The sequence below is a fragment of the Amycolatopsis antarctica genome, from assembly GCF_002262875.1.
Lineage (GTDB): Bacteria > Actinomycetota > Actinomycetes > Mycobacteriales > Pseudonocardiaceae > Amycolatopsis > Amycolatopsis antarctica.
In genome coordinates this window covers 188,865-206,974 of the sequence record NZ_NKYE01000012.1, presented here as the reverse complement: position 1 = coordinate 206,974, position 18,110 = coordinate 188,865, and the positions used below count along the sequence as shown (strand labels likewise).

The 18,110-nt window shown below is 71.8% G+C and carries 13 protein-coding genes and 1 pseudogene; 6 read left to right on the top strand and 8 right to left on the bottom strand.

The features are described 5' to 3' along the window. Together CFN78_RS29885 and CFN78_RS19545 are read left to right on the top strand one after the other, a co-directional pair. Positions 1 to 125 (top strand): annotated as a pseudogene (locus tag CFN78_RS29885) (lipoyl synthase); the annotation flags it as partial. A 10-nt stretch (positions 126 to 135) separates the two neighbouring features. Then, complete coding sequence (locus CFN78_RS19545) at positions 136 to 1,533, top strand: L-serine ammonia-lyase (protein ID WP_094864281.1); 1,398 nt, start codon at positions 136 to 138, stop codon at positions 1,531 to 1,533. A gap of 81 nt (positions 1,534 to 1,614) precedes the next feature. Here CFN78_RS19545 and CFN78_RS19540 read toward each other — a convergent pair whose 3' ends face one another. Together CFN78_RS19540 and CFN78_RS19535 are read right to left on the bottom strand one after the other, a co-directional pair. After that, positions 1,615 to 2,295 (bottom strand): O-methyltransferase, encoded by a 681-nt coding sequence (locus tag CFN78_RS19540; protein ID WP_094864280.1) that lies wholly within the window; start codon positions 2,293 to 2,295, stop codon positions 1,615 to 1,617. Between the two features lie 58 nt (positions 2,296 to 2,353). Then, a complete protein-coding gene (locus CFN78_RS19535; RefSeq protein ID WP_094864308.1) occupies positions 2,354 to 2,617 on the bottom strand; it encodes a hypothetical protein in 264 nt (87 codons plus the stop codon). Between the two features lie 215 nt (positions 2,618 to 2,832). On the opposite strand from CFN78_RS19535, the gene CFN78_RS19530 reads away from it, so the two are divergent. Further along, entirely contained in the window at positions 2,833 to 4,071 is a 1,239-nt protein-coding gene (locus CFN78_RS19530) for an NAD(P)/FAD-dependent oxidoreductase (protein ID WP_094864279.1), read from the top strand. 148 nt (positions 4,072 to 4,219) lie between these two features. On the opposite strand, the gene CFN78_RS19525 is transcribed toward CFN78_RS19530, so the two are convergent. Both CFN78_RS19525 and CFN78_RS19520 read right to left on the bottom strand, forming a co-directional pair. Beyond that, positions 4,220 to 5,479 (bottom strand): Bcr/CflA family multidrug efflux MFS transporter, encoded by a 1,260-nt coding sequence (locus tag CFN78_RS19525; protein ID WP_094864278.1) that lies wholly within the window; start codon positions 5,477 to 5,479, stop codon positions 4,220 to 4,222. 50 nt (positions 5,480 to 5,529) lie between these two features. Beyond that, positions 5,530 to 6,528, bottom strand: a complete 999-nt coding sequence (locus CFN78_RS19520) for a hypothetical protein (RefSeq protein ID WP_094864277.1) — start codon at positions 6,526 to 6,528, stop codon at positions 5,530 to 5,532. A gap of 232 nt (positions 6,529 to 6,760) precedes the next feature. Between CFN78_RS19520 and wrbA the strand changes: the two genes are divergently transcribed. Both wrbA and CFN78_RS19510 read left to right on the top strand, forming a co-directional pair. Next, a complete protein-coding gene (gene wrbA, locus CFN78_RS19515; protein WP_240519552.1) occupies positions 6,761 to 7,372 on the top strand; it encodes an NAD(P)H:quinone oxidoreductase in 612 nt (203 codons plus the stop codon). Between the two features lie 179 nt (positions 7,373 to 7,551). Further along, on the top strand, positions 7,552 to 8,715 hold the full coding sequence (locus CFN78_RS19510) for a lactate 2-monooxygenase (RefSeq protein WP_094864276.1): 1,164 nt from the start codon (positions 7,552 to 7,554) through the stop codon (positions 8,713 to 8,715). A gap of 96 nt (positions 8,716 to 8,811) precedes the next feature. On the opposite strand, the gene CFN78_RS19505 is transcribed toward CFN78_RS19510, so the two are convergent. The 4 genes from CFN78_RS19505 to CFN78_RS19490 all read right to left on the bottom strand — a co-directional run bounded on the left by CFN78_RS19505 (position 8,812) and on the right by CFN78_RS19490 (position 13,903). Beyond that, complete coding sequence (locus tag CFN78_RS19505; protein ID WP_094864275.1) at positions 8,812 to 9,378, bottom strand: NlpC/P60 family protein; 567 nt, start codon at positions 9,376 to 9,378, stop codon at positions 8,812 to 8,814. A gap of 56 nt (positions 9,379 to 9,434) precedes the next feature. Next, complete coding sequence (locus CFN78_RS19500; RefSeq protein WP_094864274.1) at positions 9,435 to 10,181, bottom strand: GH25 family lysozyme; 747 nt, start codon at positions 10,179 to 10,181, stop codon at positions 9,435 to 9,437. A gap of 45 nt (positions 10,182 to 10,226) precedes the next feature. Beyond that, the gene (locus CFN78_RS19495) at positions 10,227 to 10,784 is read right to left on the bottom strand and encodes a carboxypeptidase (protein ID WP_205660575.1); all 558 of its coding nucleotides are present in this window, start codon (positions 10,782 to 10,784) and stop codon (positions 10,227 to 10,229) included. 116 nt (positions 10,785 to 10,900) lie between these two features. Beyond that, positions 10,901 to 13,903, bottom strand: a complete 3,003-nt coding sequence (locus tag CFN78_RS19490; protein WP_165777625.1) for an AfsR/SARP family transcriptional regulator — start codon at positions 13,901 to 13,903, stop codon at positions 10,901 to 10,903. A 192-nt stretch (positions 13,904 to 14,095) separates the two neighbouring features. Here CFN78_RS19490 and hrpA point away from each other — a divergent pair, with 192 nt between their 5' ends. Then, entirely contained in the window at positions 14,096 to 18,031 is a 3,936-nt protein-coding gene (gene hrpA, locus CFN78_RS19485; RefSeq protein ID WP_094864271.1) for an ATP-dependent RNA helicase HrpA, read from the top strand. Positions 18,032 to 18,110: the final 79 nt, after the last annotated feature.

Sequence of the window (18,110 nt, the reverse complement as noted above, 5' to 3'; positions counted from 1 at the left end):
GTCGGTTGTACGCGCAGACGAAGAAGCATCGTGGGGAGTCGTTGCCGGAGCAGTTGCGGCATCTGGACAACCACGCCCCGGCCGCGCAGGAGGCCAGCAGCCTCCTCACCCGGCTCCAACGCTAGGGAATGATCAATGGCGATCAGCGTTTTCGACCTCTTCTCGATCGGCATCGGCCCGTCGAGTTCACACACCGTCGGGCCGATGCGGGCCGCGCACACCTTCGCTGAGGGCCTCGCCGCCGAGGACCTGCTCCCGAACACCGCGCGGGTGAAGGCGGAGCTGTTCGGTTCGCTCGGCGCGACCGGATTCGGCCACGGCAGCGACAAGGCCGTGCTGCTCGGGCTCTCCGGTGAACGGCCGGAGTCGGTGGACACCGCGTCCGTGGCCGGGCGGGTCGAGCGGATGCGCGCCGAGAAGCGACTGAACCTGCTGGGACAGCACGAGATCCGGTTCGCCGAGGACGGCGACCTGGTGATGCACCGGCGACGGTCGCTGCCCGCCCACCCGAACGGCATGACCTTCCGCGCCTTCGACGCCGAGGGCACGCTGCTGCGGGAACGTACGTACTACTCGGTCGGCGGCGGCTTCGTCCGCGACGAGTCCTACGCCGAGGAGGTCGACTCGGCCGACCGGGCGGCGGCCCCGATCGTCGAGGACGCGACACCGGTGCCGTACCCGTTCCGCACCGGCGCCGAACTGCTGGCGCACTGTGCGGCCACCGGCCTGCCGGTCAGCCGGATCATGCTGAGCAACGAACTCTCCTGGCGCAGCGAGGAGGAGGTGCGCGCGGGCCTGCTGGAGATCTGGCAGGTGATGGTCGAGTGCGTGCACAACGGCTGCGCGAACGGCGGGGTGCTGCCGGGCGGACTGAAGGTGCCGAGGCGGGCGAAGTCCCTGCACCACAAGCTTCTCGACGAGGACGGTGCGGGTGATGCGCTGTACGCGATGGACTGGGTGAGCCTCTACGCGCTGGCCGTCAACGAGGAGAACGCCTCCGGCGGGCGGGTGGTCACCGCCCCCACCAACGGCGCCGCCGGGATCATCCCGGCCGTGCTGCACTACTACCAGCGCTTCATTCGCGACGCCGACGACGACGGCGTGATCACCTTCATGCTCACCGCGGGGGCGCTCGGCGTGATCCTGAAGGAGACCGGCTCCATCTCCGGCGCGGAGGTGGGCTGTCAGGGCGAGGTCGGCTCGGCGTGCGCGATGGCCGCCGCGGGACTCACCGAGGTGCTGGGCGGATCGCCCGCGCAGGTGGAGAACGCCGCCGAGATCGGCGTCGAGCACCACCTGGGGCTGACCTGCGACCCGGTCGGCGGTCTGGTGCAGATCCCGTGCATCGAGCGCAACGCCGTCGGCGCGTCGAAGGCGATCCACGCCGCTCGGATGGCGATGCGCGGCGACGGCAGCCACATCGTCACCCTCGACAAGGCGATCAAGACGATGCGCGAGACCGGGGCGGACATGAAGGTCAAGTACAAGGAGACCTCGCGCGGCGGGCTCGCCGTCAACGTCATCGAGTGCTGACCCCGCACCCCGATCCTCGGCACCGCACTCCGCCGCACCGCGCCCGCCGCACCGCGACACGTCGGCGTATCGCGGTGCGGGTCAGCCGGTGACCAGCGCGAGGGTCAGCCCGTCGTAGCCCTTTTCGCCGACGGTCTGCAGGCTGGTCGCGCTGACCCGGTGGTCGGCGGCGATCACCTCGTGCAGCCTGCGCACGCCCTGCACGGACGGGTCGTTGCTGTTCGCGTTGACGACGGCGCCACCACGCACCACGTTGTCCACGACGATCATGCTGCCGGGCCGGGAAAGCTGTACACCCCAGGAGAAGTAGTCCGCGTTGCCGACCTTGTCGGCGTCGATGAAGATCAGGTCGAACGGCCCCTCACCGGCCAGCGTGGGCAGCGTCTCCAGCGCCTTGCCCACCCGCACGTCCACCAGGTGTGCCACGCCCGCCCGCTCCAGGTTGGCGCGGGCCACCCTGGCGTGCGCCGGCTCCGACTCGAGCGTCACCAGGCGACCGTCCGAGGGCAGCGCCCTGGCCAGCCAGATCGTGCTGTACCCGCCGAGGGTGCCGATCTCCAGGATCCGCCGCGCGTGACAGGAACGGGCGAGCAGGTGCAGCAGCTTGCCCTGGCTGGGGGTGACGGCGATCGGCGGCAGCCCTGCCGCGTCACTCGCCTCCATCGCGGCGTCCAGCTCCGGGTCGTTGCCGATCAGCCAGTCGGTGAAGTACCTGTCCACCGCGGTCCAGGTCTGCTGCGCGGAATCCTGCTCATCGCTCATGTCGCCTCCCGCGGACGAGCCTAGCGACCGGCGGCGGGCCGTGGTGGGAGCATCGCGGTCAGTGGTCGTCCGAGCGGTGCCGCGGGACCCTGGCCGCCGCCTCGTAGCGGGCGAGGAGCTCCTGCGCCGGGGTCTGCCCGACCAGGACCACCGCGTCGCGCAACGCGGCACGGAGCCTGCCGACCTCGAGGGGCTCGAGCACGGCCGCTTCACCGGGTGGCGGCACCAGAACCACCCGGTCCCGGCTGGCGTACACCGTGAGCTGGCGCCGTCTGCCGGACAGATCCCTGCAGTTGATCGCCCATTCGTTGCGTTCCGCCAGTTCCGACACGGCCCCCGCCCTTCATCGTCGATGCCCGTCGATCTCATTGCGTGCCGGGGTGGTGACGCTGCGGCGTGGACCTCGTGACGCGGATCGGCGAAAAGATTCCGGACTTTCTCGCGCTGCCCGCCACCCGGTGACGGGCGTAGCGTCGCCGGTGCGGGGCCGTCCACGCGCCGTCCACTCGCCATCTACTCGTCGAAGAGGAGCCGGGCATGCCGGAACCGCAGCGCGTCGTGATCGTCGGAAGCGGACTGGCGGGAGCCACCGCGGCGGGGGCGCTGCGCGAGCGCGGCTACACCGGGGAGGTGGTCGTCCTCGGCGAGGAGGGCCACGACCCGTACGAGCTGCCCGCCCTGTCGAAGGGCGTGCTCACGGGGGAGGCCGACGAACCCGATCGGGTGCACGAGGCCGGCTTCTACGCGCGGCACGACATCGACCTGCGCCTCGGCGTCCCGGTCACACGGATCGAACTCGGCGCCCGCGTGGTGCACGACGGGACGGGCGAGCGGCACGGCTACGACCGGCTACTGCTCGCCACCGGCTCCCGGCCGAGGTCGCTTCCGGTGCCCGGCGGTGACCTGCCGGGACTGCGCACGCTGCGCACCGTGGACGATTCGCTGTCCCTGCGGGCGGCGCTGCGCGGAGCCGGGCGGGTGGTGATCGCCGGGGCGGGCTGGATCGGCACCGAGGCCGCGGCCGCCGCCCGCGGGCACGGGGCCGAGGTGACGGTCGTGGACAACGTCTCCCTGCCGTTGCGCGACGTTCTCGGCGAGCGGGTGGCCGGGGTGTTCCGCGACCTGCATGCGGAGAAGGGCGTGAGCTGGCGGCTCGGGACCGGTGTCGTGGAGTTCACCGGGACGCCCGACGCGGTGACCGGGGTGCGGCTCGACGACGGCACGGAGCTGCCTGCCGACGTCGTGGTGGTCGCCGTCGGCGCGGCGCCCAGGGCCGATCTCGGGCACCTGGCCGGGCTGGAGATCGCCGACGACGGTGGGCTGTGCACCGACGCGGGCCTGCGTACCGCCGCCCCGGACGTGTACGCGGCCGGAGACGTGGCCGCGCACTATCACCCCCGTTACGGCAGGCGGGTGCGCGTGGAGCACTGGGCGAACGCCCAGGGGCAGGGCGAGCACGTGGCCGGGAACCTGCTCGGCGCGCACGATCCCTACACCGCTGCGCCGTACTTCTTCTCCGACCAGTACGACCCCGAGACGGGCGGGATCGGCTGCGAGTACCGCGGTCTCGCGGATCCGGGCACGGACCGGCTCGTCGTCCGCGGCGACCTGACCGGCCGTGAGTTCATCGCCTTCTGGACCCGCGCGGGCACGGTGCGCGCCGCGTTGAACGTCAACCTGTGGGACGACGGCGACGCGCTGCAGCGACTGGTGGAGGAGGACGTGCGGGTGACCGAGGACGAGCTCGTCCGTGGCGATCTCGGCAGCCTCGGCTGACACCCACCGTCACCGCCGGATCACTCGCGCAGCGGTGCAGCAGGCCCGTCCGTGACGTATAGCGTGCTGTGCATGTCTTGTTGCGGATGTTCCTCGTGTTCCGGACCCGGTTGCGGCTGCTGCGGGGCCTGCAAGTAGCCGCCCCCGGTCAGGCCGCTTCCCGCACCGCGGGCGGGGCCGCGATCCCGGCGCGGGTGAGCGTGCTGAACGTCAGCAGGGCCAGCAGGCCGAACCCGGCCATGATCGAGGCCATCGGAACCGCCGAGCCCTCGCCGAACAGGCCGACCAACGGCGAGGCCAGGCCCGCGACGACGAACTGCACGACCCCGAGCAGCGCGGAGGCGGCGCCTGCCGTGTGCGGGTGATCGGCCAGGGCCAGCGACATCGTGTTCGGCATGATCAGCCCGATCCCGGAGACGACCAGGAACAGCGGCACCATCAGGTAAGGCAACGGTGCCGCGGTCGCCGCCGCCACCACCATCGCCACCGCGCCCGTCGTGGAGCCGAGCAGTCCGGCCCGCAGCAGCACCCGTTCCGGGAAGCGCCCGACGATGCGGCCGTTGATCTGCCCGGCGATCACGATGCCGATGCCGTTCAGCCCGAACGCCAGGCTGTACTGCTGCGGGCTCAGTGCGTAGACCTCCTGGAGCACGAACGACGAACCGGAGATGTAGGCGAACACCCCGGCGAAGGTCAGCCCGGAGGTGAGCGCGTAGCCGACGAACGCGCGGTCGCCGAGCAGGCCCCGATAGGTGGCCGCGATGGTGCGGATCCGGGCGGGCCTGCGCCGGTGCGGCGGCAGCGGTTCCGGCATGGCGATCGCGACGACGGCCAGCAACAGCACGCCGAACACGGTGAGCACGACGAACACGCCCCGCCACGAGGTCCACTGCAGGACCTGGCCGCCGATCACCGGTGCGAGGATCGGGGCGAGGCCGTTGACCAGCATCAGCATCGAGAAGAACTTCGTCATCGCCGTGCCGGAGAACAGGTCCCGCACCGTCGCGCGGGCCACCACGATCCCGGCCGCGGCGCCGAGTGCCTGGAGCACCCTGGCGGCGATGAGCAGTTCCGCGGACGGCGCGAGCGCGCAGAGCACCGAGGCGACCGCGTAGACGGCGATTCCGGCGATCAGCGGCCTGCGCCTGCCGAGCGCGTCGGACAGCGGCCCGATGACGAGCTGGCCCACGGCGAGGCCCATGACGAACGCGGTGAGGGTGAGCTGCAGCGTGGACTCGGCGGTGCCGAGGTCGCCGGTCATCCCGGGGAACGCGGGCAGGTACATGTCGATCGAGAGCGGGCCGAACGCGGAGAGCCCGCCGAGGATCAGCGCGTACCTGAGCCTGCGGGGCGCCGGGGTGGTGGTCTCGGATACCCGGTCCGGGACTGTCGCGGTGCCCGTGCTCATCGTTCTCCTGCCGCTCGTCGGTGCCGAGGAGAAGAACTTGCATAGACGTACTAAATATTCCCGGACGTGGTGACGGTCACCGGCTCCGGCTCGGTCGCCGCCCGGCGGCGGCGCAGCGCGAGAACGCATCCGGTCGCGGCCGAGCCGGCGATCGCGCCCGCCGTCAGCAGGGTCCACAGGTCCGGGTGGATCACCGACTGGCCGCGCAGGGCCTGCCAGGTCAGCAGGGCCACGAGGGCGAGCTGGGCGGACGCGGCCACCCGGACGAGGTCGCGCCGGACGTAGGGCGAACGCAGCCCCGCGTACCGCCGGGACAGCAGGAGCAGCGCGACGGCCAGCAGCGGCAGCAACTGGAGCGCGTGCAGCCCGGCGAAGTGCGCGACCCGCAGGTCGCCGCCCTCGGTGCTCCAGCCGAGGATCGGCAGCCCGGCGCCGTCGTCCGGTACGCCGACGCCGTGTGATCCCACCACCCCGGGGCGTGTTCCGGTGTCGAGCGCGGCCTGCTGCTCGGGGGTAGGGCTGAACATGAGCGTGCCCATCCCCAGGCCGGCCAGCGTCACGAGCAGACCCGCGCGCACGGCCGCGGCCTGCGAGACGTCGGGCAGGCGCTGGAACGACAGCAGGAGCGCGACGATCGCGGTGGCGACGAACGCCGCGTAGGTACCGGTGGCCAGCAGGTTGTGGATCATCCGGTCGGTCTCGTCGGCGTGGTTGAAGTGCAGCCGTCTGCCGCGGATGATCATCTGCACCACCATCAGCACGATGTCGCAGGCCAGCCCGGCGGCGACCACACTGCCCAGCCACCACCCCCAGCGGCGGGCCCTGGTGAGCAGCCCGATCATCCACGCCAGCGTGGCCGCGTAGAGACCGAAGGAGAAGCCGAACTTCACCGTTTTCGCCCAGATCGGCAGGCCGAGTAGTTCCCGGTCGTCCAGCAGCAGTCCGCCCAGGCCCACCACACCGATCACCAGCAGTGCGGCGGTGACGATCAGAAGTGGGCGGTGCAGGCGGGCGGCCCGGTGCGCGAGCGTACTCGCGAGAGAGGTCATGGCTGTCAGCCTGGCGGCGTTCGTCCCGCCGGACACTGGCGTCCGCACCAGAATCGGTGGTGGGGCGCGCCCCACTCCGTGCGGTGACCGGTCCGGTTCCCGGGCCGCGGAGAGCGATCTCACGCGGATGGGGGCGATCGGCGTCGCCGGGAATGCGCGGCGTCCGGGCACACGTTGGCCGGGGAAGAGCACAAGGGCAGCCAGTCCGATTCGTGAACGAGGAGGATTCCACGTGACACAGCCCAAGGTCGCGGTCATCTACTACAGCTCCACCGGCAACGTGCACACCCTGGCCGAATCCGTGGCAGAGGGGGCGGAGGCCGCCGGTGCGCGGGTCCGGATCCGCCGGGTGCGTGAACTGGCGCCGGACGCCGCGATCGATTCGAACCCGGCCTGGCGGGCGCATCTGGACGCGACCGCCGACGTACCCGAGGCGACCCCGGAGGACATCCGCTGGGCCGACGCGGTGATCTTCGGGACGCCGACCCGGTACGGCAACGTGGCCGCCCAGCTCAAGCAGTTCATCGACTCGCTCGGTGGCGAATGGGCGAAGGGCCAGTTGCAGGACAAGGTCTACTCGGGATTCGTCTCCACCGGCACGGCGCACGGCGGCCGCGAGTCCACGCTGCTGGCGCTCTACAACACCGTGCACCACTTCGGCGGGATCCTGGTGACGCCCGGCTACACCGACCCCATCCAGTACGAGGTGGGCACCCCGTACGGCCCCTCGCACACCGACGGGCAGGGCACGATCCCGGTGAGCGAGGAGACGAAGAAGTCGGCCCAGTTCGCCGGCCGCCGGGTGACCGAGGTCGCGGCGAAACTGGCTCCCGCCGGATCCTGAGGCGTTTTCGTGGTGGCTTCCCCCTGCGCCGCAGGGGGAAGCCACCGTCCTCAATGGACTATCGACGCTCGGCCCGTCCCCGCGCCCCGCCGGGGCGTGACAGCCGGGTGCCCGGTCGGGAAGGATGACGCCGACTTCCTCCACGGCGACGGGCGCCGGGAACGGTGAGAGGCGGGACAGTGCCGGGACAGTGGGCCAACTACCAGAACGAGATCTACCTGCAGGGACTCGGCGGTGTGCTGCCGCCGTTCTCCACCGACCCCACCACCCTGGAGTCCGCCGCCCGCGAGGTGCTGGAATCCGGCCCCTTCTCCTACGTCGCCGGGGGAGCGGGCTCCGCGTCGACGGTGCGCGCGAACCGGGAGGCGTTCGGCCGCTGGGGCCTGGTCCCGCGGATGCTGACCGGCTCGACCGAACGTGACCTCACCACCACCGTCCTGGGCCGGGAGGTGTCCGCGCCGGTGCTGCTCGCGCCGGTCGGCGTCCAGTCCATCGTGCACCCGGACGCGGAGGCGGCCACCGCCCGCGCCGCGGCGGACGTCGGCCTGCCGATGATCCTGTCCACCGCGTCCTCGACCGGCATCGAGGACGTCGCCGCCGCGAACGGCGCCGGTGATCGGTGGTTCCAGCTCTACCGCCCTTCCGATCCGGACGTCTGCGCGAGCCTGCTCCGGCGCGCCGCGTCCGCGGGGTACACGACGCTGGTCGTCACCCTCGACACCTGGACGCTCGCCTGGCGACCCACCGATCTCGACCAGGCGTACCTGCCGTTCCTCAAGGGCGAGGGGATGGCGGTCGGCTTCTCCGACCCGGTGTTCCGCGGGCTGCTGGAGAAGACACCGGAGGACGATCCGGCCACCGCGATCCTGCGCTGGCTGTTCATGATCACCGGCACCGACTACGACTGGGCCTCGCTGGCGTTCCTGCGCGACCACTGGGACGGGCCGATCGTGCTGAAGGGAATCCAGCATCCCGACGACGCCCGGCGGGCGGTGGACGCCGGGATGGACGGCATCGTGGTGTCCAACCACGGGGGCAGGCAGGTCGACGGCGCCATCGCCGCGCTGGACGCGCTGCCGGAGGTCGTGGCGGCCGTCGGCGACCGCGTCGAGGTGCTGTTCGACTCCGGCGTGCGGACCGGCTCTGACGTGCTGATCGCGCTCGCCCTCGGTGCCCGCGCGGTGCTGCTCGGCAGGCCGTACGTGTACGGGCTGGCCCACGCCGGTGCCGACGGGGTGCGCCACGTGCTGCGCGGCCTGCTCGCCGACCTGGACCTGACGCTGGGGCTGTCCGGTCACCGGCGTGTGCGGGATCTGGGCCCGGACGCGATCCGCCGCCGCTGACCGCGGCGGCTCACCCGCGATCGTCGACGCGCGGCGGTGTGCCGGTGGTCGAGGGGGAGTGGGACCACCGGCACACCGGCCGCGCCGGCCGGAGAGTCAGTCGGTGATCTTGTCGTAGCGGTAGGCCTTGTAGCCCTCGTCGATCAGCGAGGAGTACGTCTTGTGGCTGTGCACGGTGTGCGGCGGGGTCTGTTCGTAGGCGAGGAACTTGCCCGCGGACTTGTCCTCCCAGCGGTCGAAGAGGAACACGTGGCCCGCCGAGCCGCCGGTGCCGGGACCCAGCTTGCCCATGATGTCCCCGGCCCGCAGGTCCTCCTTGCCGATCGCGGTGGTGACCTCGGGCAGGGTGACCGTGGTGAGGCTGTCACCGAGCATCCACGCCATCGACACGTACCCGGAGCAGTCCGTGCGGTAGTCGTTGCGGTAGTCGCTCATGCTGTACGGCACCTTGGCCTCCGCCCAGGCCTTCGCCCGGTCGATCACCCGGCCGCGGGAGACGGAGCCGGCCGTGGTCCCGGCCTGGTGCGCGGCGGCTTCCTGTCCTCGTGCGGGCGCCTGGTCGGCGGCGGACACGGCCGCGGCACCGGTGAGGGCGAGTCCGGCCGCGGCGACCACGGCGGCGCCCCGGGAGATCCGGCGGATGCCGGAATCACGTGCTGACACGATGTCCTCCTCGTTCCGTCAGTCCTGTTCGGACTGTCCATATGGGATTTCGATGCTCAGCCGTCGGCCAGCGCCTTCAGCTCGGTGACGGTGCCGTTGAAGCGGTTCACGTCGACCGGCCCGCTGACGCCGGGAACCGAGCCGGAATCGCTGTACTGCCAGAAGGTGTAGTTCTTCCAGCCGCCGGGCACCTCGGGCTTGTCGACCTTCCACGCGGCGACCCACAGCGGGTTCTCGGTGAACATCTCGCTGTTGCCGGTGCAGTCCTTCCAGAACCCGGGACTGGTGTAGATGATGGCGTCCCGCTCGGTCTTTTCCTTGACCCGAGCGAGGAAACCCTTGATCCAGTCCTTCATCTCGGCGGCACCGAGCCCGTAGCAGGCGGCGCCGTCGGGGTTCGCCTCCATGTCCACCACCGGCGGCAGCGACTTCCCGTCGTTGGAGTAGTCGGCCACCGACAGGAAGTGGTCGGCCTGCTTGGCGGCGGAACCGCCGGGACGCGCGAAGTGGTAGGCGCCGCGGATCAGGCCCGCCTCGCCCGCGCCCTTGTACTGCTTCGAGAACTCGGGGCTGCTGAAGGAGTTCCCGTCCGAGGCGAGCACGAACGCGAAGTCCCTGCCGTCCTTCTTGACCGAGCCGAAGTCCACCGTGCCGTTGTGGTTCGACACGTCGATGCCGAGCGCGTCACCGGCCCGGGCCGCCGGAGCCGCCGAGGCGCCCCCGGCGGTGACGACCCCCACCGCCACCGCCGCGGTGGAGACCAGTGAGGCGGTCAGCACCGTCACTTTCCTGCTGCGCTTCATGTCCTACCTCCGCGTTGTGGCACCGGGGCCCGGCGCCGGTGATGGTCAGGAAGACCAGGCGCAGTGCACGTGGCCGTCGTGGGCGGGATCGCCCGGCCCGAGGATCTCCACCGCGCCGAGGCGTTCGCAGGCGGCCTTCACGGCGCCCACCTTGGGGTGGTTCGCGTCCACCGCGGACCCGTCGATCCGGTCGATGTCCACGGCGGTGCCCGCGTAGTGGTACGAGTTCGAGCTGTGGTCCCCGCCGGCGATCGTGGTCACCCGGATCGGGTGGTCCTTGCCGATGGACACCAGTCCGGCCATCATCTTCGCGGACAGGCCGACCCTGGTGACGCCCACGTCGCTCCACGGGCTGGTCCGCGCACCCTCGCCGCGGGAGGTGTCGAGCACGTTCTGCTTGGCGGTCGAGCCGGGGTCCTCGTTCCCGCTGACGTGGCTGTCGAGCAAGGTCGTGCCACCGTCGGCGAGTACCTCCTTCGCCGATTCCTGGGCCGAGGCGGCCGCCGGTCCGGCGGGGCCGTCCGCCGCCGTCGAGATCCCGGCCGCCACCGGCACGGTCGCCGCCGCGAGCACCGCCGCGGCGAGAGTCGTCCTCTTTCGCACGATCCGCTCCTCTCGTTCCCGGTACACCGCCGGGTGGCGGGAAACCGGACACCGATCAGGGAACCGTGCGGCGCTAAACGAACGCTAAACCGGATCGGGACCGGTGTCGCCGCAGGTCAACTGGCGTTGCCGGCGGAGGCGATGTCGTGCAGGGCGGCGACGGTGACCTCCTGCAGTCGCCGGTAGCCGAGCCGTTCGAAGATGCCCAGCGCACCGTGCAGCAGGCCGGTCGCGGCGTCGTGGTCGCCGCGCGCGGCCCAGAGCGTGCCGAGGCTGAGCAGGGTGTAGCCCTGGCCGCGCCAGTCGTTCAGCTCGCCGAACATCTCCCGGCAGGCGGCGAAACCGAGTTCCGCCCGGGCGGTGTCGCCACGGGTGGCGTAGAGCTCGCCCAGCGAGTGCAGCACGTAGCAACGGGCGTGCCGGTGCCGCAGCCCGGTGAACAGTTCCAGAGCGGTCCCCAGGGATTCCTCGGCGGCGTCCAGCTCACCGGTGACCCGCTGGAGCTGTCCCAGCGAGCGCAGGACGTGTCCCTCCCAGTGCCGGTCGGCGTGCTCCCGGGCGATCCGCAACGAGGAGGCGAGCAGCGCACCGGCGCGCTCGCACTCGCCGGTCCAGCGCAGGACGTCGGCCAGCCGCTTGTCGGCGTGGGCGACACTGCGCCACAGGCCGAGGCTCTCCGCGATCGCGCGGCAGGACACGAAGCACTCCTCGGCGGCCGGGTAGTCGCCGAGGTCGAACAGCAGGGAGCCGAGCTGGTCCAGCGCGTCGGCCTGGCACTGCTCGTCGCCGACCACCTTCGCCAGCAGCAGCGCCCGCTGCAGCCCGGCCCGCGCCTGGTCGACCCGGCCGCCCTCGATGTCCACATCGGCCTGCGCGGTGAGCACCCTGGCCAGCCCGCAGTCGTCGCCGAGCGCGTCGAAGACCGCGACCGCCAGCGAGTAGTACCGGTGTGCACTGCCGGCCAGTCCCGACTCCCAGCGCAGGTCGCCCAGGGAACAGAGGCTCACCGCCTCGGCTCGCGCGTCGCCCGCCCGGCGGGCGGCCAGCAGGCCGAGCACCGCGACATCGCGGGCCCCGGTGTCGGCGGGCCTGCGCTCGGCCAGCCCGGCGAACGCGCCCGCCAGCTCGGCGACCCGGCCCCACCAGCCGCGGTCGTAGGCCCACCGCGTCGCCGCGACCAGGTTCGGTGTCTCCTCGGTGCGCCACGGCCCCGGGTCGTCGCGGACCGCCCTTGCGGTGTCGGACCGGGCGGGCTCCGGTGGCGCGGATGGCGGGAACCGGCCCGCCCGCAACGCGTCGTGGGCGCGCAGGGCGAGTGCCAGGTAACCGCGCACCACCCGGTCGGCCGCCTCGTCGGCGGCGACCGGATCGGACAGGCCCTTCTCCGCCGCGAAGGCGGAGATCAGATCGTGCAGCCGGTACCGGAGCCCGCCGATCGGGTCGCGCCCGACGACCTGCACGAGCTGCGCCTCGACCAGTTCCTCCACGGTCTCGGCGGCACCGCGGCGATCCTGGTCCAGCAACGTTGCCATGGTCCAGCGGGTGAAGGTGGGCAGCGGGAGGGCGCCCATCAGGCGCAGCGCCCGTTGCTGGGCCGCGGTGCACTCGGCGTAGCTCACCTCCACGGTGGCCCGCACGTCCAGGTCCCCGGCCCGCAGTTCGCCCAGCGTGCCGTGCCGGTCGGCGACCCGGTCCGCCAGTTCGCCGATCGGCTCGTGTTCGCGGGCGGCGAGCTTCGCGCCGACGATCCGCACCGCCAGCGGCAGCCCGCCGCACAGCCGCAGCAGCCGCCGCGCCTGCTCCGGCTCGGCCGCCACCCGGCCGGTCCCGGCGAGCGCCCCGAGCAGATCGAGGGCGTCCCGTTCGGTCAGCTCCGGCACGGTGATCGTGGACGCGCCCTCCAGCCCGAGCAGCCGGCGCCGGGTGGTCACCAGCACCGCACAGCCGTCACCGCCCGGCAACAGGGCCCGTACCTGTTGTTCGTCGCGGGCGTCGTCGAGCAGTACGAGCACGCGGGCCCCCGCCGTGCGCCCCCGCCACAGGTTCTGCCGCTCGGTCAGCCCGGACGGCAGCTCCGCGCCGGAGACGCCCAGCGCGCGCAGGAAGTGCCCGAGCACATCGGCCGGGCGTCCGGAACCGCCGCGCAGGTCGGCGGCGACCTGCGCGTCGGGGAAGCTTTCCCGCAGGTCGTGCGCCGCGCGGACGGCCAGCGCGCTCTTGCCGATCCCGCCCGGGCCGCACAGCGCCAGCACCCGGGGGGCGCCGGAGCCCTCGCCGGAGCCGAGCGTCACGGCGATCCGGTCGAGGACCTCCTGGCGTCCGGTGAAGTCGGCGATGTGCGGTGGAAGCTGGGCGACCGGAACGGTCGCGGCCGCCCGTTCGGGCGCGTCGATCCGACGGACGGCGTCGAGCAGCCTGCCGCCGGGGCGCACCCCCAGTTCCTCGGCGAGCGCGCGCCGCGCCGTCTCGAACACCTCGGCGGCCTCACCACGCCTGCCCGCCGCGGCCAGTGCGGTGACGAGCTGGGCGGCGAACACCTCCTGCGTCGGCTCGGCCTCGACCCTGCCGCGCAGTTCGGTGACCACCTCGGTGTGCCTGCCGAGTTCCAGTTCGGCCTGGATCCGCCGTTCCAGCGTGGCCGCCCTGCGCTCGTCCAGCCACGCGGCGTGCGCGGACACGATCCGGCCGCCGGTGACGTCCGCCAGCGCCGGGCCCCGCCAGCCGGACAGTGCCGCCCGCAGCGCCTCGGCCGCCGCCTCGGCCCTGCCGGCCTCGGCGAGCCGGACGCCCTCGTCCGCGTGCCGGAGGAAGATCGCCTGATCGAGCTCGTCCTCGGCGACGCCGAGCGTGTAGCTGCCACCGCTGGTCCGCAGCACCTGGCGGGCGTCCCGGGCCGGTACTCCGGGGGCGAGCAGCTTGCGCAGGCCGGACACGCACATCTGCACGATCACGTTCGCCGAGTCCGGCGCGCCCTCCGGCCACAGCTCGTCGACGAGGGAACTCGTGGTGACCGGCTGGTTCGCCTGGACGAGCAGTGCGGCGAGCACGGTGCGCTGCTGTCCGGGAGACACCGAGGAGCCGTCCACCGTCAGTGGGCCGAGCAGGCCGTAGCGCGTCACCTGTTCCCGCTCCCTGTGATCGCTCTGGCACGGGCCGGGGTTCCGGCACGGTGGAGCGTGCCGGACGCCGGGCGACACCCGCAAGCCGGTGGTACCCGGCGGGCGGATTCCGGACGCCGTACGAGCGTGACCGTGCACCAGGGCATATTCGCCGAGACCCCGGGCGGAGGCACGACTATTGTGGCGGGCGGTATGTCCACACGATCCCCCCTCGACGCGCTCCGGCCCCGGCTTCCCGGCCTGATGCCGCGCGACACGCACCGGTTGCGCCGCCGTATCGACGGCGCCCGCAAGTCCCGCGACCAGCAGGCGGTGGCCGACCGGATCGCCGCCGACATCGACGCCGCCGAACTGCGGGTGACGTCCCGGCGGGAGTCCGTGCCGGCGGTGACCTTCCCCGCCGAGCTGCCGGTCAGCATGCGCGCGGAGGACATCGCGAACGTGATCCGCGAGCACCAGGTGGTGATCGTCGCCGGAGAGACCGGCTCCGGCAAGACGACCCAGTTGCCGAAGATCTGCCTGGAACTGGGCCGTGGCGTGCTCGGCCAGATCGGGCACACCCAGCCGCGCCGGATCGCCGCCCGCACGGTCGCCGAGCGGATCGCGAGCGAGCTGAAGACCGAACCCGGCACGGCGGTGGGATACAAGGTCCGGTTCACCGACAACTCCGGTGACGACACGCTCGTCAAGGTGATGACGGACGGCATCCTGCTCGCCGAGATCCAGCACGACCGCCTGCTGCGCCAGTACGACACGCTGATCATCGACGAGGCGCACGAACGCAGCCTCAACATCGACTTCATCCTCGGCTACCTCAAGCAGCTCCTGCCGAAGCGCCCCGATCTCAAGGTGATCATCACCTCGGCGACGATCGACCCGGAACGGTTCGCCGAGCACTTCGGTCAGGACGGCACGCCGGCGCCGATCGTCGAGGTCTCCGGCCGTACCTACCCGGTGGAGGTCCGCTACCGGCCCGTGGTCGACCCGGACGACCCGGACGCCGACCAGGACCGCGACCAGGTTCAGGCCATCTGCGACGCCGCCACCGAGCTGCAGCGCGAGGGGCCGGGCGACATCCTGGTGTTCCTCTCCGGTGAGCGGGAGATCCGCGACGCCAACGAGGCGCTGGTCGCGATGTCCCTGCCGCACACCGAGGTGTTGCCGCTGTACGCCAGGCTGTCCTCGGCCGAGCAGCACCGGGTGTTCCAGCGACCGGGCGGGGCCTCGTCGATTCGCAGGCGGATCGTGCTCGCCACCAACGTCGCGGAGACCTCGCTGACGGTGCCCGGCATCAAGTACGTCATCGACCCCGGCACGGCGCGGATCTCCCGCTACAGCCATCGGACGAAGGTGCAGCGGCTGCCGATCGAGCCCGTCTCGCAGGCCTCGGCGAACCAGCGCAAGGGCCGCTGCGGCCGGACCTCGGACGGCGTGTGCATCCGGCTCTACTCCGAGGACGACTTCGACGCGCGGCCGGAGTTCACCGACCCGGAGATCCTGCGCACCAACCTCGCCTCGGTCATTCTGCAGATGACCTCGCTCGGGCTCGGTGACCTCGCAGCGTTCCCGTTCGTCGAGCCGCCCGACCGCCGTCAGGTCACCGACGGCGTCCAGTTGCTGGCCGAACTCGGCGCGATCGACGCCACGGCGACGGATCCGCGCAAGCGGCTCACCGACGTCGGACGCAAGCTCGCACAGTTGCCGGTGGACCCGCGGATGGGCCGGATGGTGCTGGAGGCCGCGCGGACGGACTGCGTGCGCGAGGTGATGATCATCGCGGCGGCACTGTCCATTCAGGACCCGAGAGAGCGTCCGGCCGAACACCAGCAGGCGGCGTCGGAGAAGCACGCCCGTTTCGCCGACAAGACCTCCGACTTCCTCGCCTACCTGAACCTGTGGAACTACGTCCGTGAACAGCAGAAGACGTTGTCCGGCAACCAGTTCCGCAAGCTGTGCAAGTCGGAGTTCCTGAACTACCTGCGGGTGCGGGAGTGGCAGGACGTGTTCAGCCAGCTCCGTCAGCTCGCGAAACCCCTCGGCATCGCGGTGAACCCGCCCGGCGCCGACGATCAGCAGGCCGACGGGCAGGCCGTGCACACCGCGCTGATCGCCGGGCTGCTCTCGCACATCGGCCTCAAGGACCCGGCCAAGGGCGACTACCTCGGTGCGCGCGGCGCCCGCTTCTCGGTGTTCCCCGGTTCGGCGCTGTTCAAGAAGCAGCCGCGCTGGGTGATGGCCGCGGAACTGGTGGAGACCTCCCGGCTGTGGGGCCGGGTCGCGGCGCGGATCGAGCCGGAGTGGGTGGAGCCGCTGGCCGCGCACCTGGTCAAGCGCAGCTACTCCGAGCCGCACTGGGAACGCAAGCAGGGCGCGGTGATGGCCAGCGAGAAGGTGACGCTCTACGGTGTGCCGCTGATCGCCGACCGCAAGGTCAACTACGGCCGCATCGATCCGGAACTGTCCCGGGAACTGTTCATTCGGCACGCCCTCGTCGAGGGCGACTGGCAGACCGGGCACAAGTTCTTCGCCGAGAACCGGGCGCTGCTCGACGAGGTCGAGGACCTGGAGAACCGCGCGCGGCGACGGGACATCCTGGTCGACGACGAGACCCTGTTCGAGTTCTACGACCAGCGCGTCGGCGCGGACGTGGTGTCCGGACGGCATTTCGACTCCTGGTGGAAGAAGACCCGGCGCGACCAGCCGGATCTGCTCGCCTTCGAGAAGACGATGCTGATCAACGAGACCGCCGGGCCGGTCACCGAGGCCGACTACCCGGACGTCTGGGTGCATGGCTCGCTGCGCTTCGACCTGACCTACCAGTTCGAACCGGGCACCGACGCGGACGGCGTGACCGTGCACATCCCGCTGCCGGTGCTCAACCAGGTCGAGCCGGACGGTTTCGAGTGGCAGGTTCCCGGCCTGCGCGAGGAGCTGGTCACCGCGCTGATCAAGTCGTTGCCGAAGCCGGTGCGGCGCAACTTCGTGCCGGCCCCCGACCACGCGAGACTCGTGCTCTCCCGGGTGGGCCCGGCCGACGGGCCGATCCTCGACGTGCTTGCGGGTGAGCTGGAACGCCTGCGCGGCGTCCTCGTCCCGTACGAGGCGTGGGTGCCGGAGTCGGTGCCCGAGCATCTGCGGATCACTTTCCGCGTGCTGGGGGAGAAGAACCGGACACTGGCCGAGGGCAAGGATCTGCCTGCCCTGAAGGAGAAATTGACACCGAAGCTGCGTGAGACGATCTCCGCCGCCGCAGACGAACTGGAACGCTCCGGGCTGCGGACGGCTACTTTCGGCGCACTGCCGAAGGTCTTCGCCACCACGCAGCGCGGGCACGAGGTCAAGGCGTATCCCGCGCTGGTCGACGAGGGCGAGTCGGTGGCCGTGCGGATGCTCGACACCCCGGCCCAGCAGCGGCACGAGATGTGGGCGGGCACGCGGAAGTTGTTGCGCCTCAACATCTCCTCGCCGATGAAGCACATCAATCGCGGCCTGGGCAACCAGTCGAAGCTGGTGCTCAACCGGAACCCGCACGGCAGCGTCGCGGCCCTGCTGGACGACTGCGTCGACTGCGCGATCGACGCGCTGATCGGTGAGTTCGGCGGGCCGGTGTGGGAACAGGACGCCTTCGCCACCTTGCAGGAGAAGGTGCGCGTCCGGGTCAACGGCGGGGTACTGGACGTGCTGGGGGACGTGGAGCGGATCCTGCGCGCCGCACACGACGTCCAGTCGCGGCTCGACGACTCGCCCACCGCCTACGGGGAATCGCTCGCCGACGCCCGTGCGCAGCTCGCCGCCCTGGTACGACCGGGTTTCGTCACCGAGACCGGCGCGCGGCGGCTGCCCGAGGTCGTCCGGTACCTGCGCGGAATCGAGCGCAGGCTGGAGAAGCTACCCGCGGACCCGACCCGCGATCTGGAGAAGCTGGGTGAGGTGGAGTGGGTGCGCGAGGAGTACCGCGCGGTGCTCGGCTCGCTCGGTCCGCGCACGCCGGTGAGCCCCGAACTCGCCGAGGTGCGGTGGATGATCGAGGAGCTGCGCGTCAGCTACTTCGCCCAGACGCTCGGCACCGCGTACCCGGTCTCGGTCAAGCGCATCCTGCGAGCGATGGACGCCGCCGCGACCCTCTGAGATCGCTGAACGCCGCCGGGCCGGTTCCCTGGCGAGGCGGGGCCGCCAGTTGACGGAAACGGGCTCGGCCGCCCGCCTG